This is a genomic window from Bacillus sp. BP-3 (genome assembly GCF_028401955.1).
Classification (GTDB): Bacteria; Bacillota; Bacilli; order Bacillales; family Bacillaceae_G; genus Bacillus_A.
In genome coordinates this window covers 218,580-234,906 of the sequence record NZ_JAQOTJ010000004.1, presented here as the reverse complement: position 1 = coordinate 234,906, position 16,327 = coordinate 218,580, and the positions used below count along the sequence as shown (strand labels likewise).

Here is a 16,327-nt window from a genome sequence, read left to right as displayed (position 1 = left end):
ACTGTAGAACTGTAAGGGAGGCATTTTATATGCATTTACATTTTACTCCGCGACAAATTGTAGAAAAATTAGATCAATATATTATTGGTCAAAAAGATGCGAAAAAAGCAGTGGCAGTGGCACTTAGAAATCGTTATCGCCGCAGTAAATTGGCAGAAGGACTTCGCGATGAAATTGCACCCAAAAACATTTTAATGATTGGACCGACAGGGGTCGGAAAAACAGAGGTAGCGCGTCGTATTGCAAAGCTTGTTGGTGCTCCCTTTATTAAAGTAGAGGCAACAAAGTTTACGGAAGTAGGCTATGTTGGTCGTGATGTTGAATCTATGGTTCGTGATCTTGTGGAAACGTCTGTTCGGATTGTAAAAGAAGAAAAAATGATTCATGTTAAAGACAAAGCGGAAGAGCAAGCTAATCAACGAATTGTAGAAATTTTAGTACCGCATAAACAAAAAGAATCAGGGTTTAAAAATCCGTTAGAAATGTTATTTGGCGGATATCAGAACCAAAACACCGCTCCGACATCGGAAAAGCAGGATGAGAGAGAAGTGGAGCAAAAACGAAAAGAAGTAGAAAAGCAACTCGCTTCTGGTTTACTCGAAGATGAAATGATTACAATTGAAGTGACAGAACAGCAATCATCTATGTTCGATATGTTTCAAGGTACAGGAATGGAACAGATGGGCATGAATTTTCAAGATGCACTTGGAAGTTTTATGCCGAAAAAAACGAAAAAACGTAAACTTTCTGTAAAAGAAGCAAGAAAAGTCTTGACAAACGAAGAGGCACAGCGCTTAATTGATATGGATGAAGTTACACAAGAAGCCGTTTATCGTGCTGAACAACTTGGGATTATTTTTATTGATGAGATTGACAAAATTGCTGGTAAACAATCGAATAGCGTTGATGTATCACGTGAAGGCGTGCAGCGAGACATCTTACCCATTGTGGAAGGATCGACTGTTGTGACGAAATATGGACCGATAAGAACGGATTATGTTTTATTCATTGCAGCAGGCGCTTTTCATATGTCAAAGCCGTCAGATTTAATTCCAGAATTGCAAGGAAGATTCCCGATTCGCGTAGAGTTGACGAAATTGACAGCGGACGATTTTGTGAAAATCCTTGTTGAGCCAGATAATGCTTTAGCAAAACAATATATAGCATTATTGGAAACTGAAGGTATAGAAATTGAATTTTCTGACGAAGCTATTCGTAAGATTGCCGAGATTGCCTATCAAGTCAATCAAGACACAGATAATATTGGAGCAAGAAGGCTCCATACCATTATGGAAAAACTTCTTGAAGATTTATCGTTTGAAGCATCTGAAATTACGTTAGAAAAGGTAACGATAACACCTCAGTATGTAGAGGAAAAATTAGCGACGATTGCTAAAAATAAAGATGTGAGCCAGTTTATTTTGTAATAGTATCATCAGGTGACTCGCCCTAGTTTCCAAGTGATTAAAACTATGTGAATAATGTGTAGGAGGAAATTTAGAAATGGAATTATTAGCAAAAACAAGAAAATTAAATGCGTTATTACAGAGCGCAGCAGGAAAACCAGTAAACTTTAGAGAAATGGCTGACACAATGTGTGAAGTAATCGAGGCGAACGTGTTTATTGTAAGTCGTCGTGGGAAATTATTGGGATATGCAATTCACCAACAAATTGAAAACGAACGCATGAAACAAATGCTTGCTGAGCGTCAGTTCCCAGAAGAATATACAAAGAACTTATTCAATGTAACTGAAACATCTCCAAACTTAGAAGTAAACAGTGAGTATACAGCGTTCCCTGTAGAAAACAGAGAGCTATTTGGTCAAGGTTTAACAACTATCGTGCCAATCGTTGGTGGTGGTGAGCGTCTAGGTACATTAGTATTAGCGCGTCTTGGTCAAGAATTTTTAGATGATGATTTAATTCTTGCTGAATATAGTTCTACTGTAGTAGGTATGGAGATTCTACGTGAAAAAGCAGAGGAAATTGAAGAAGAAGCACGTAGTAAAGCCGTTGTACAAATGGCGATTAGCTCATTATCATACAGTGAACTAGAAGCAATTGAACATATTTTTGAAGAGTTAAATGGAACAGAAGGTTTACTTGTTGCAAGTAAAATTGCTGATCGTGTAGGTATTACACGTTCTGTAATTGTAAACGCACTTCGTAAGTTAGAAAGTGCTGGTGTAATTGAATCTCGTTCTTTAGGTATGAAAGGAACTTACATCAAAGTATTAAATGACAAGTTTTTACATGAGCTTGCGAAATTAAAAACAAACTAATTTTTATAAATGAAGAACTCTTCTGTATGTTGCAGAAGGGTTCTTTTTTGTTGGTAACAGAAAAGAAGAGTTTGTTATTGGAAGTTTCACTGTATCATTAAATAGCTTAAAAATAGTAAGGAATGGTAATACTATATATAAGTTAAATAACAACATAAAACCCCTTTTTTAGGAGAGATTGTGTATAGAAGCGGTCAAGGCCCTTTCCTGCCACATGCGAGATTTAAACAAAAGGGAGCATGTAAGTATAGATCATGTTGTATTCTGCATAGCAGCCACTTATAAGTCGAAAAATGAAAATGGATTTATAGATAAAGAGTGTGCACATCATTTAGTAATTAAAAATAGAGAAACGAAAAAGAAAGTTTGACAATGTATGTATTTTCGACTTGATTGTGATATTTTGTTGTGATATAGTTGTCAGTGGTGTCAGTACAAAGTACACACGTTCATTGATTTAAGTGTTGGTGCTACGCTTGTAGTTTCGCTTAAAGATGAAGTGAACGGAGGATATCAAAAACCATTTAGGAGGAACTAAATTATGTCAGTAATTTCTATGAAGCAATTGCTTGAAGCTGGTGTTCACTTCGGACATCAAACTCGTCGTTGGAACCCAAAAATGAAACGTTACATTTTCACAGAGCGTAACGGTATCTACATCATCGACTTACAAAAAACTGTGAAAAAAGTTGAAGAAGCATTCAACGTAATGAGAGACATCGCTGCTAACGGCGGTAACGTATTATTCGTAGGTACAAAAAAACAAGCACAAGATGCTATTAAAGAAGAAGCAACTCGCGCTGGTATGTACTTTGTTAACCAACGTTGGTTAGGTGGTACGTTAACAAACTTCCAAACAATTCAAAAGCGTATTAAACGCCTTAAAGACATCGAAAGAATGCAAGAAGATGGCACTTTCGAAGTACTTCCTAAGAAAGAAGTTGTACAACTTAAGAAAGAATTAGAGCGTCTTGAAAAATTCTTAGGCGGCATTAAAGATATGAAAGGTCTTCCAGATGCATTATTCGTAGTAGACCCTCGTAAAGAGCGTATCGCTGTTGCTGAAGCACGCAAATTAAACATTCCAATCATCGGTATCGTTGATACAAACTGTGATCCAGATGAAATCGATCATGTAATCCCAGCAAACGATGATGCTATTCGTGCTGTAAAACTTCTTACATCTAAAATGGCAGACGCGATCCTTGAAGCAAAACAAGGTGAAGAAACTGTTACTGCGTAACAAATTTAGAAAGGTGATAAGGGGGTAGGCCTTTTATCACCTTTTTTAAGGTATATACATATTCTAGGAGGATGAAAAGCATGGCAATTACTGCACAAATGGTAAAAGAACTTCGTGAAAAAACTGGCGCAGGTATGATGGACTGCAAAAAAGCGTTAACAGAAACTAACGGTGACATGGAGAAAGCAATTGACTTCCTACGTGAGAAAGGTATTGCGAAAGCTGCGAAAAAAGCAGACCGCATTGCTGCTGAAGGTTTAACTTACATCGAAACAAACGGTAACGACGCTGTAATCTTAGAATTAAACTCTGAAACTGATTTCGTTGCGAAAAACGAAGGTTTTCAAACATTAATTAAAGAATTAGCTGCTCACTTATTAGCTAGCAAACCTGCTAACGTTGAAGAAGCTATGGCTCAAACAATTGCAAACGGCAAAACAGTAGAAGAGCACATCAACGAAGCAATCGCTAAAATTGGTGAAAAACTTACACTTCGTCGTTTCGAAATCGTATCAAAAACTGATGCAGATGCATTCGGTGCTTACCTACACATGGGTGGACGCATTGGTGCATTAACAGTTCTTGAAGGTTCTACAGATGAAGCAGCTGCTAAAGATGTAGCAATGCACATTGCAGCAGTTAATCCTAAATACATCGACCGCGATGCTGTAACAGCTGAAGAAGTTGAGCATGAGCGTCAAGTATTAACACAACAAGCTTTAAACGAAGGCAAGCCAGAAAAAATCGTTGCAAAAATGGTTGAAGGTCGTCTTGGCAAATTCTTCGAAGAGATTTGCTTACTTGACCAAGCATTCGTTAAAAACCCTGATATGAAAGTTCGTCAGTTCGTTGAGTCTAAAGGCGGAACATTAAAAGGATTAGTTCGCTACGCTGTTGGTGAAGGAATCGAAAAACGCGAAGACAACTTTGCTGAAGAAGTAATGAACCAAGTAAAAGGTAACAACTAATAAAGATTGGGGAACACATTGTGTTCCCTTTTTTAAAATAAAGATGCAAGTACTGGAGGTTCATTATGAGTAAGCCAAAATATAATCGTGTTGTATTAAAGCTAAGCGGTGAAGCTTTAGCTGGAGATAAAGGGTTTGGAATTAACCCATCTGTTATTAAATCTGTTGCACAGCAAGTAAAAGAAATTGCTGAGCTTGATGTAGAAGTTGCAGTCGTTGTTGGTGGCGGTAACATTTGGCGTGGAAAAATCGGGAGCGAGATGGGAATGGACCGTGCAACAGCTGACTATATGGGCATGTTAGCAACAGTAATGAATTCTTTAGCTCTTCAAGATAGCTTGGAGAATTTAGGAGTTCAAACACGTGTGCAAACTTCTATTGAAATGCGCCAAGTAGCAGAGCCTTACATTCGTCGTAAAGCAAATCGTCACTTAGAGAAGAAGCGTGTTGTAATTTTTGCAGCAGGTACAGGTAACCCTTACTTCTCCACTGATACCACAGCGGCATTACGCGCAGCTGAGATTGAGGCAGATGTTATTTTAATGGCCAAAAATAATGTAGATGGCGTATATAGTGCAGATCCAACTGTTGATGAAACAGCGACAAAGTATGAGACACTTACATATTTAGATGTCTTAAAAGAAGGTTTAGGTGTAATGGATTCTACAGCTTCTTCTTTATGTATGGACAATGATATTCCACTAATTGTATTCTCAATTATGGAAGAAGGAAATATTAAGCGTGCCGTTCTCGGCGAAAATATTGGAACAATTGTAAGGGGGAAATAAAATGGCACAACAAGTAGTGAATAATGCAAAAGAAAAAATGGAAAAAGCAGTTGCGGCATATTCTCGTGAACTTTCAACAGTTCGTGCAGGTCGTGCAAGCGCTTCTGTATTAGATAAAGTACAAGTAGATTACTACGGTGCACCGACGCCGGTTGTACAATTAGCAAATATCACAGTGCCAGAGGCACGTTTACTAGTTATTCAACCGTATGATAAGACATCTATCGGTGATATTGAGAAGGCGATTTTAAAAGCTGATTTAGGGTTAAATCCTTCTAATGATGGTACTGTTATTCGTATCGCATTCCCTGCGCTAACAGAAGAACGTCGTCGTGAACTTGTTAAAGTTGTGAAGAAATATTCTGAAGATGCAAAAGTAGCTGTTCGTAACGTACGCCGCGATGCAAATGATGATTTAAAAAAACTTGAGAAGAACGGCGACATTACAGAAGATGACTTAAGAGGATATACAGAAGATATCCAAAAAGAAACAGATAAGTATATCGTAAAAGTTGACGAAGTTACAAAAAACAAAGAAAAAGAAATTATGGAAGTGTAATCGCGAAACTTTCGCAAATATGACCCTCTTCTTAAGGGGGTCTTTTTACACTTTTAGGCATATGTCTGCTCGTTGGAGGGTTTGAATGATGTTTAGAAAACTTCCTTTTTTTAAAGGCAATAAGATTGCGTCGTTTGATCATCTCGTAGAAGAAGCAAAAAAAGGAGAAATTCCAGCACATATTGCAATCATTATGGATGGCAATGGAAGATGGGCGAAAAGGAGAGCGATGCCTCGTATTGCAGGTCATCATGAAGGGATGCAAGTCGTAAAGAAAATTACGAAGTTTGCCAGTAAGCTCGGTGTCAAAGTGTTGACTCTTTATGCCTTCTCTACAGAGAACTGGAAAAGACCAAAATTAGAAGTGGATTATTTAATGAAACTTCCTGAAGAGTTTCTAGGTACATTTTTACCAGAGCTTGTTGAAGAAAATGTACAAGTACGTGTGATAGGACAAAAGGATCGCCTGCCAACTCATACGCGAAGAGCGATGGAAAAAGCAATTGAAGATACAAAAGATAACACGGGGTTAATTTTAAATTTTGCGTTAAACTATGGAAGTCGTGATGAAATTGTGACTGCTGTACAAAATATGGTGAAGGATAGTGAGGAAGGAAAACTTCATTCTGAAGACATAACAGAAGAAACGATTTCTTCGTATTTAATGACAAGAACATTGCCTGATCCTGATTTGCTAATCCGAACAAGTGGTGAGCTTCGTATAAGTAATTTTATGTTGTGGCAAATTGCTTATACAGAGTTTTGTTTTACTGATGTATTTTGGCCAGATTTTACAGAAGAACATTTATTACAGTCTATTACTGACTTCCAAAATAGAGGCCGCAGATTTGGAGGCGTGTAGAAAGAGAGGGTTTGGTAGTGAAACAGAGAATAATTACTGGAGTGATTGCTGCCGCGCTATTCATCCCCATCGTATTTTACGGTGGCGTGCCTTTTGCAATTTTAGTGTATGCATTAGCTTCTGTTGGATTATATGAATTAATTCGAATGAATAAACTTACGATTATTTCTGTACCAACAATTTTAGCAGCATTATTGTTATGGGTTAGTTTAGTTCCAAGTAATGTATCTGACGTATTTGAAACAATAGGTTTATCAAAAGGAGAAATTACATTTGTAATTGTCCTATTACTTTTATCATATACGGTCCTTTCTAAGAATACATTTACTTTTGACAATGCTGCATTTTTATTAATGGCAACAACGTATGTTGCAATGGGTTTCTTTTATTTAAATGAAACGCGTATTGCTGGAATTCAATTTGTGTTTTATGCACTATTTGTTGTATGGGCAACAGATTCAGGAGCATATTTCATCGGAAAAGCGATGGGAAAAAGAAAACTATGGCCTGAAATTAGTCCAAATAAAACGATTGAAGGATCTCTTGGCGGTATTGTATGCGGTATTGTAGTAGCTGTTGTGTACAATATATTTTTTCCAGTCGAGGAAAATATCGTTGTGCTAATTGGAGTAACAATTGCAATTTCTGTATTTGGACAAATTGGAGACTTAGTAGAGTCAGCGTTTAAGCGTCATTACGGTGTGAAAGATTCGGGGACAATTTTGCCAGGACATGGCGGTATACTCGATCGCACTGATAGTTGGCTATTTGTATTACCGCTATTACATTTCTTACATTTCATTTAATGAATGGACGAGGAGTAGAAGTAATGAAAACCATTAGTTTATTAGGTGCAAGCGGCTCAATTGGAACGCAAACATTAGATGTATTGCGCACGCACCAAGACCAATTCCGTCTCGTTGCTTTTTCTGTTGGAAGAAATATTGAGTTTGCTCAGCAGATGATTCAAGAATTTTCTCCTGAGATTGTTTCTGTACAAGAAAAAGAAGATGCTTTGAAATTACAAACGGTTTGTGGAAATACGAAAGTTGTATATGGAGAGGAAGGGTTGCTTGCAGTTGCACTTCATCCAGATGCAGAAATAGTTGTAAACGCAGTTGTTGGGAGTGTCGGATTATTACCGACATTGCGAGCGATTGAAGCGAAAAAAACGATTGCAATTGCAAATAAAGAAACATTAGTAACAGCAGGACATTTAGTTATGGAAGCTGCAAAGAAACATAACGTACCTTTGCTTCCGGTAGATAGTGAACATTCTGCTATTTTCCAATGTTTGAATGGGGAAAATGAGAAGCGCATTTCTAGATTGATTTTAACGGCATCAGGTGGAAGTTTTCGAGATAAAACGAGGGATGAGCTTAAACATGTAACAGTGGAAGATGCACTTCGTCATCCAAACTGGTCTATGGGTTCGAAAATTACTATTGATTCTGCTACAATGATGAATAAGGGATTAGAGGTTATTGAAGCGCATTGGCTTTTTAATATTCCTTATGAGCAAATCGATGTTGTATTACATAAAGAAAGTATCATTCACTCTATGGTTGAGTTTGAAGATCGCAGTGTAATGGCGCAGCTTGGTACACCTGATATGCGTGTTCCAATTCAATATGCACTTACTTACCCTGATCGTTTTTCACTTCCAAACGCTAAACAGCTGAATTTATGGGAAATTGGGACGTTACATTTTGAAACGATGGATATGGAGCGTTTCCGCTGTCTTCAATTTGCATATGAAGCTGGAAAAATAGGGGGAAGTATGCCAACTGTGATGAATGCAGCTAATGAGGCTGCTGTAGAAGCTTTTCTGCAAAAGAAAATCAGTTTCTTAACAGTGGAAGAACTCATTGAAAAAGCAATGCACCATCACAATGTCATTGCGCGTCCAAGCTTAGAAGAAATTCAGGAAATTGATGCTGCCACAAGACGGTTTGTGATGGAACAAATTTAGCAAAGGTGGTTATGAGAATTGAATACAGCGATTGCCTTTATTTTAATTTTCGGTGCACTTGTATTTTTCCATGAACTTGGACATTTGTACTTTGCCAAACGTGCTGGCATTTTGTGTCGTGAATTTGCCATCGGTTTTGGTCCGAAATTGTACTCATTTGAAAAAAATGAAACAGTTTATACAATTCGTTTACTTCCGCTTGGCGGCTATGTACGAATGGCTGGAGAGGATCCAGAAACAGTTGAACTAAAACCTGGGACAAAAGTGGGTCTTGTTCTAAATGAAAAAGAAGAGGTTACGAAAATTGTTTTGGATAATCGTGAAAAATATCCAAATGTTCGTGTCGTTGAAGTAGAACAAGCTGACTTGGAACATAAGCTGACCATATCTGGCTATGAAGAGTACGAAGAAGAGTTACAAACATTTCGAGTACATGAGAAAGCTCACTGCATTTCCGCAGGAGAAGAGACACAAATTGCTCCGTTTAACCGACAATTTGGTTCGAAAACACTAGGGCAACGAGCGCTTGCTATTTTTGCTGGTCCTGCTATGAACTTTGTACTTGCCTTTGTTATCTTTGTTATCATTGGTTTTGTACAAGGGATTCCAGTAGATAAGTCGATGATTGGAAAAGTAGTATCTGGCAGCGTGGCAGAGAAAGCAGGCTTACATGAAGATGATATTATTACGTCAATTAATAATAAGCCGACAAATAGTTGGAAAGATGTTACGAGTATTGTCCGTGAAAATCCAGGAAAAGAAATTACAATGGGTGTAACACGTGATAGTAAAAAAGTAACAATTCAAGTTACTCCAGCTGCTGAAAAAGAGGGCGAGGTTACAGTTGGTAGACTCGGTGTACAATCGCCTGTTGAAAAATCAGTATTAGGTTCAATCAAATTGGGTTTTGAAGAAACATACAGATGGACAAAGCTCATATTTGTCTCACTTATTCAGCTCGTTACAGGACATTTTTCTATTAATGATTTATCTGGTCCAGTAGGAATTTATAATTTAACAGACCAAGTTGTAGAGTATGGCACGATTCGTGTCATGAGCTTAGCAGCTGTTTTAAGTATAAATCTTGGTTTATTTAACTTATTACCTGTTCCTGCACTTGATGGCGGACGTCTTTTCTTCTTCTTAATTGAAGCGCTTCGCGGGAAGCCGATTGACCGTCAAAAAGAAGGAATGGTTCACTTTATTGGTTTTGCTTTATTAATGTTACTGATGTTAGTTGTAACATGGAATGATATACGGAAGTTTTTCTTATAAAAGAGGTGCTATAGAATGAAACAAAGTATGATATTTAGTCCTACACTGCGTGAAGTGCCAGCTGATGCGGAAATAAAAAGTCATCAGCTTCTATTGCGCGCAGGATTTATGCGTCAAAACGCTTCAGGCATATATAGTTTTTTACCGCTTGGTCTGAAAGTGCTGCATAAAGTAGAACGTATTGTTCGTGAAGAAATGGAGAAAGCTGGTGCTGTAGAATTGCTAATGCCAGCTCTTCAAGCAGCTGAATTATGGCAAGAATCTGGACGCTGGTACTCATATGGTTCAGAATTAATGCGTATGAATGATCGTAATAATCGTGAGTTTGCTTTAGGAGCAACGCATGAAGAGGTGATTACGGATCTTGTCCGCGACGAAATTAAGTCATATAAGAAGTTACCTTTGACACTTTATCAAATTCAAACAAAATTCCGCGATGAGCAAAGACCTCGTTTTGGTTTGTTGCGCGGAAGAGAATTTTTAATGAAGGATGCATATTCTTTCCACGCAACGCAAGAGAGTTTAGATGAAGTATATAACCGTCTGTTCCAAGCGTACTCTAATATTTTCACACGTTGCGGCTTAAATTTCCGTGCTGTTATCGCAGATTCTGGAGCGATGGGCGGAAAAGATACACATGAATTTATGGTATTATCAGATGTAGGAGAAGATACAATTGCATATTCTGATACATCTGACTATGCTGCAAATATTGAGATGGCACCTGTTCTTTCTACTTATGAGAAGAGTGAGAAGCAAGAAAAGTCGCTTGAAAAAGTAGCTACGCCAAATCAAAAAGCAATTGAAGAAGTATGTGCGTTCTTAAATATTGAAGCAACAAATTGTATTAAGTCTATGGTCTTTAAAGTAGACGAGAAGTTTATTGTTGCTCTTGTTCGCGGAGATCATGAAGTAAACGATATTAAGTTGAAAAATTTATACGGTGCTTCTGTTGTTGAACTTGCAACACATGAAGAAGTAAAAGAATTGTTAAACTGTGAAGTAGGTTCTTTAGGCCCAATTGGCACAGCAGAAGTGGAAATCATTGCTGATCATGCAGTGCAAGCTATCGTAAATGGATGCTGCGGAGCAAATGAAGAAGGATTTCATTATGTGAATGTTAATCCAGAACGTGACTTTAAAGTAAGCCAATATACAGATTTACGTTTTATCCAAGAAGGGGACCTTTCTCCAGACGGCGAGGGAACAATTCGTTTTGCTCGTGGTATTGAAGTGGGACATGTATTTAAGCTTGGCACTCGTTATAGTGAATCAATGAATGCAACGTTCTTAGATGAAAACGGTAAAACACAGCCAATCATTATGGGCTGCTACGGAATTGGTGTATCTCGTACAGTTGCGGCTATTGCTGAGCAATTTAATGATGAGAATGGTTTAGTATGGCCAAAAGCAGTTGCACCATTCCATGTACACGTGATTCCAGTAAATATGAAATCAGATGCACAGCGTGAAGTGGGCGAAAATATATACAGTTCGTTAAAAGAGCACGGATATGAAGTGTTATTAGATGATCGTGCAGAGCGTGCCGGTGTAAAATTTGCTGATGCAGATCTATTTGGTCTTCCAGTCCGAGTAACAGTTGGTAAAAAAGCAGATGAAGGTATTGTTGAAGTAAAAGTACGTGCAACAAATGAATCTGCAGAAGTGAAAGTCGAAGAACTTCACACATACATTGCAAATATTTTAAAATAAGAAGAGGTACCTCGTGATGAGGTACCTTCTCTTTCTTTGTGGAACGTTTCAATTTATAATAGCAGATGGAAGGAGGTTGCTTATGTCATTAACAAACGAACAACAAGAGCGATTTCAAATTTTGCTTGAGCAGTTACAAATGCCTGAAGACCTTATCAATCAATATTTACAAGGTGGTGGCATTCAAAGGTTAGTTGTTGATAAAGCAAATAAGAGTTGGCATTTTGATTTACAAGTACCACGTATTTTACCAACAGAATTATATGAATTGCTTGAAACACAGCTTAAGCAGTCATTTTCTCATATTGCAAAAACATCATTTTCACTAGAAACAGAGAATAAGCAATTTACGGAAGAAGAGGTCAAGGCGTATTGGCCGCTCTGTACAGATCGAATTACTTTCTCACCTATGTTTGCATATTTAAAAAAGCAACTTCCGCATGTAAACGGAGTGAAGTTGTTACTTGATGTGAATAATGATTTAGAATCTACTGCGCTAAAGAAAAATCTTGCGAAGCCAGTCGGAGATCAATATGAAGTTTTTGGATTTCCTCGTTTTCAGCTAGAAACAAATATAAAACAAAATGAAGAGGAAGTTCAGAAGTTTCGTGAACAAACACAGCAAGAGGATCGTCAGCGCGTTATACAAGCCATGGAAGAAATGGCCAAGAAACAAGCGGAAGAAAGTGATGTTGTACACGAAGGGCCGATTGTACTTGGTTATCTTATTAAGCCTGATGAGGAGATTACACCACTTCGTGAAATTCAAGATGAAGAAAGAAGAAAAACTGTTCAAGGTTATGTCTTCCATGTGGAAACAAAAGAACTTCGTAGTGGACGTACATTATTGACATTAAAAATAACGGATTACACCGATTCCATTATGATTAAAATGTTTTCACGCGATAAAGAGGATATTCCGCTCTTACAATCATTGAAAAAAGGAATGTGGGTGAAAGCACGCGGATCCGTTCAAAATGACACGTTCGTTCGAGACTTGGTTATGATTGCAAATGATATTAATGAAATAACAGGCCCGTCCCGAAAAGATAAAGCACCAGAAGGAGAAAAAAGGGTAGAGCTTCATATGCATACACCGATGAGCCAAATGGATGCTGTAACTTCTGTATCTACACTTGTGAGCCAAGCGGCAAAATGGGGACATGAAGCGGTAGCAGTAACAGATCATGCTGTTGCACAGGCTTTTCCTGAAGCGTATTCTGCAGGAAAAAAAGCAGGAATTAAAGTGATTTTTGGCGTAGAAGCAAACCTTGTGAATGACGGTGTGCCAATTGCTTATAATGAGGAGCATCGATTACTTGCAGACGAAACATATGTTGTATTTGACGTTGAGACAACTGGATTATCAGCTGTATATGATACAGTTATCGAGCTTGCTGCAGTAAAAGTAAAAGGTGGAGAAATTATCGATCGTTTTGAATCGTTTGCAAATCCACATCAGCCATTATCAGCAACAATCATTGAATTAACAGGTATTACAGATGATATGCTAACGGATGCCCCAGAGGTAGAAGAAGTATTTAAAAAGTTTGAACATTGGATGGGTAATCATACACTTGTCGCCCATAATGCAAGCTTTGATATGGGATTTTTAAACGTTGGATTTAAGAAAAGCGGATTAGAAAAAACGAAAAATCCAGTTATTGATACGTTAGAATTGGCTCGTTTTTTATTTCCAGAGATGAAAAACCATCGTTTAAATACGTTATGTAAAAAGCTTGATATCGAATTAACACAACATCACCGTGCGATTTATGATACAGAAGCAACAGGCTATTTGCTTGTGAAAATGCTCAAGAATGTGATTGAAAAAGGCTATGAATATCATGATCAGTTAAATGACAGTATGGGACAAGGAGATGCGTATAAACGTGGACGTCCAAGTCATGTGACACTTCTTGCAACGTCAGATGAAGGATTGAAAAATTTATATAAACTTGTTTCTTACGCGCATCTTCAATATTTTTATCGTGTCCCGCGTATTCCGCGTTCTTTATTAAAGAAGTATCGCGAAGGTATTTTAGTTGGTACGGCTTGCGATAAAGGTGAAGTATTTGAAGCGATGATGCAAAAGGCACCAGAAGAAGTGGAGGAAATTGCTCAGTTTTATGATTACATTGAGGTAATGCCTCCAGAAGTGTTACGACATTTGGTAGAGCTTGAGCTTGTTCGTGATGAAGGTCAATTAAAAACAATTATTTCTAACTTAGTAAAGTTAGGTGAAACGTTAGATAAGCCTGTTGTAGGAACTGGAAATGTTCATTATTTAAATCCAGAAGATGCAATGTATAGAAAAATTTTAGTGAGTTCGCAAGGCGGAGCGAATCCATTGAATCGTCATTCATTGCCGCCTGTGTATTTCCGAACAACAGATGAAATGTTAGAATGCTTCTCTTTCCTAGGTGAAGAGAAAGCAAAAGAAATTGTTGTAACAAATACACAAAAAGTCGCATCGATGATTGGGGAAGTAAAGCCTGTAAAAGATGATCTTTACACGCCAAAAATTGAAGGTGCAGATGATGAAACGCGGGATATGAGTTACGTAATGGCTCGGAGTATTTACGGAGATGAACTTCCAGAAATTGTAGAAGCCCGCTTGGAAAAAGAATTGAAAAGTATTATTGGACATGGATTTGCTGTTATTTACTTGATTTCTCATAAACTTGTAAAAAAATCACTTATCGATGGCTATCTTGTTGGTTCACGTGGTTCAGTTGGTTCATCATTTGTTGCGACAATGATGGAAATTACAGAGGTAAACCCTTTACCGCCGCATTATGTTTGTCCAAATTGTAAGCAATCGCAGTTCTTTAATGATGGCTCGGTCGGTTCTGGATTTGATTTACCTGATAAAGATTGTCCAAGTTGTGGAACTGCATATAAAAAAGATGGTCATGATATTCCGTTCGAAACGTTTCTTGGTTTTAAAGGAGATAAAGTTCCGGATATTGATTTGAACTTCTCAGGAGAATACCAACCACGTGCCCATAACTATACGAAAGTACTGTTCGGTGAAGATAATGTATATCGTGCTGGAACAATAGGTACTGTTGCCGAAAAGACTGCGTATGGATATGTGAAAGGCTATGCTTCAGACCATAATTTAACGATACGAGGGGCAGAGGTAGATCGTCTTGTATCAGGATGTACTGGTGTTAAGAGAACGACAGGGCAACATCCAGGTGGTATTATCGTAGTGCCGGATTACATGGATGTCTTTGATTTTACACCGATTCAATATCCAGCAGATTCTTTAGAGGCAGAATGGCGAACGACACATTTTGATTTCCATTCTATTCATGATAACTTATTAAAACTTGATATACTTGGACACGATGATCCGACAGTGATTCGTATGCTTCAAGATTTAAGTGGAGTTGATCCGAAGACGATTCCAACAGATGATCCAGAAGTAATGAAAATTTTCTCAGGTACAGAATCACTTGGCGTAACAGAAGAACAAATTAACTGTAAAACAGGTACACTTGGTATCCCGGAATTTGGTACAAAATTCGTTCGCCAAATGTTAGAGGAAACGAAGCCGACGACATTCTCAGAGCTTGTCCAAATTTCTGGACTATCTCACGGTACAGATGTATGGCTTGGAAATGCAAATGAACTCATTTATGATGGCACATGTACACTGAGTGAAGTAATCGGTTGTCGTGATGACATTATGGTGTATTTAATTTACCAAGGTTTAGAACCATCTTTAGCGTTTAAAATTATGGAATCTGTACGTAAAGGGAAAGGTGTACCTCTAGAGTGGGAAGAGGAGATGCGTAATAATAATGTGCCGGGATGGTATATTGATTCATGTAAAAAGATTAAGTATATGTTCCCAAAGGCGCATGCAGCAGCATATGTACTCATGGCAGTGCGCATTGCCTATTTTAAAGTGCATTTTGCGCTTTTATTCTACGCAGCATACTTTACTGTTCGTGCCGATGATTTTGATGTAGATGCGATGGTAAAAGGCTCAGCAACTATTCGTACTAAAATTGATGAAATTACGCAAAAGGGATTAGATGCTTCGCCAAAAGAAAAAAGTTTACTAACAGTATTAGAAATGACACTCGAAATGTGTGAACGTGGTTATTCATTCCAAAAAGTTGATTTATATCGCTCTAGTGCAACAGATTTCATTATTGATGGGAATACATTGATTCCACCGTTTAATGCAATACCTGGTCTTGGTACAAATGCTGCATTAAACATTGTAGCAGCACGTGAAAATGGCGAGTTTTTATCAAAAGAAGATTTACAACAGCGCAGTAAGATTTCCAAAACAATTATTGAGTATTTAGATAGCCAGGGCTGTCTAGGAGATCTACCAGATCAAAACCAGTTATCGTTGTTCTAATAGGCAGGAAAAGTCTTTGCAAAACAATGGTTACTATGCTATACTTGATAGCGAGATAACCATGTCGTGTATATTTTGTGGAAAAAAGAGTGGGGAAACCCACTCTTTCGTTTTACTATCTACGTTTCTGCGTCTAAAATTTACGTAGACGTTTCTGTCGTATATACATATTTTGTTACAAGTTTTACTTCTTAAATTTGGTAATACTAAGACAGATATTCCCTGCTTATTAGCAGGGGCTTTTGTTAGCTAACGAGAAAGAATATACAAACTGCATTGG

12 protein-coding genes are annotated in these 16,327 nt (G+C 37.8%); all 12 read left to right on the top strand.

Annotated features, from left to right (window positions below):
• Positions 1-29: 29 nt before the first annotated feature.
• The 12 genes from hslU (at position 30) to PLX19_RS08795 (ending at position 16,047) form a co-directional block, all read left to right on the top strand.
• Positions 30-1,427, top strand: coding sequence for an ATP-dependent protease ATPase subunit HslU (gene hslU / locus PLX19_RS08850; protein WP_272188150.1), 1,398 nt, complete (start codon positions 30-32; stop codon positions 1,425-1,427).
• A 76-nt stretch (positions 1,428-1,503) separates the two neighbouring features.
• Positions 1,504-2,283 carry a GTP-sensing pleiotropic transcriptional regulator CodY gene (gene codY / locus PLX19_RS08845; protein ID WP_020059163.1) on the top strand — a complete coding sequence of 260 codons (780 nt, stop codon included), beginning with the start codon at positions 1,504-1,506 and terminating at the stop codon, positions 2,281-2,283.
• Between the two features lie 541 nt (positions 2,284-2,824).
• A complete protein-coding gene (gene rpsB, locus PLX19_RS08840; RefSeq protein WP_090912758.1) occupies positions 2,825-3,526 on the top strand; it encodes a 30S ribosomal protein S2 in 702 nt (233 codons plus the stop codon).
• 80 nt (positions 3,527-3,606) lie between these two features.
• Entirely contained in the window at positions 3,607-4,494 is an 888-nt protein-coding gene (gene tsf / locus PLX19_RS08835) for a translation elongation factor Ts (protein ID WP_272188149.1), read from the top strand.
• Between the two features lie 65 nt (positions 4,495-4,559).
• Positions 4,560-5,282, top strand: a complete 723-nt coding sequence (gene pyrH / locus PLX19_RS08830; RefSeq protein WP_272188148.1) for a UMP kinase — start codon at positions 4,560-4,562, stop codon at positions 5,280-5,282.
• Between the two features lies 1 nt (position 5,283).
• Positions 5,284-5,841, top strand: a complete 558-nt coding sequence (gene frr, locus PLX19_RS08825; protein ID WP_272188147.1) for a ribosome recycling factor — start codon at positions 5,284-5,286, stop codon at positions 5,839-5,841.
• Positions 5,842-5,926: 85 nt separating this feature from the next.
• Positions 5,927-6,703, top strand: a complete 777-nt coding sequence (locus tag PLX19_RS08820; RefSeq protein WP_272188146.1) for an isoprenyl transferase — start codon at positions 5,927-5,929, stop codon at positions 6,701-6,703.
• Between the two features lie 17 nt (positions 6,704-6,720).
• A complete protein-coding gene (locus PLX19_RS08815; protein ID WP_272188145.1) occupies positions 6,721-7,509 on the top strand; it encodes a phosphatidate cytidylyltransferase in 789 nt (262 codons plus the stop codon).
• Positions 7,510-7,532: 23 nt separating this feature from the next.
• The gene (gene dxr / locus PLX19_RS08810; RefSeq protein WP_272188144.1) at positions 7,533-8,675 is read left to right on the top strand and encodes a 1-deoxy-D-xylulose-5-phosphate reductoisomerase; all 1,143 of its coding nucleotides are present in this window, start codon (positions 7,533-7,535) and stop codon (positions 8,673-8,675) included.
• Positions 8,676-8,693: 18 nt separating this feature from the next.
• Positions 8,694-9,950, top strand: a complete 1,257-nt coding sequence (gene rseP / locus PLX19_RS08805) for an RIP metalloprotease RseP (protein ID WP_272188143.1) — start codon at positions 8,694-8,696, stop codon at positions 9,948-9,950.
• 15 nt (positions 9,951-9,965) lie between these two features.
• Positions 9,966-11,663: a proline--tRNA ligase gene (locus tag PLX19_RS08800; RefSeq protein WP_272188141.1), complete on the top strand. Its 1,698-nt coding sequence runs from the start codon at positions 9,966-9,968 to the stop codon at positions 11,661-11,663.
• A gap of 82 nt (positions 11,664-11,745) precedes the next feature.
• Positions 11,746-16,047, top strand: a complete 4,302-nt coding sequence (locus PLX19_RS08795; protein WP_272188140.1) for a PolC-type DNA polymerase III — start codon at positions 11,746-11,748, stop codon at positions 16,045-16,047.
• The last annotated feature ends 280 nt before the right edge of the window (positions 16,048-16,327 follow it).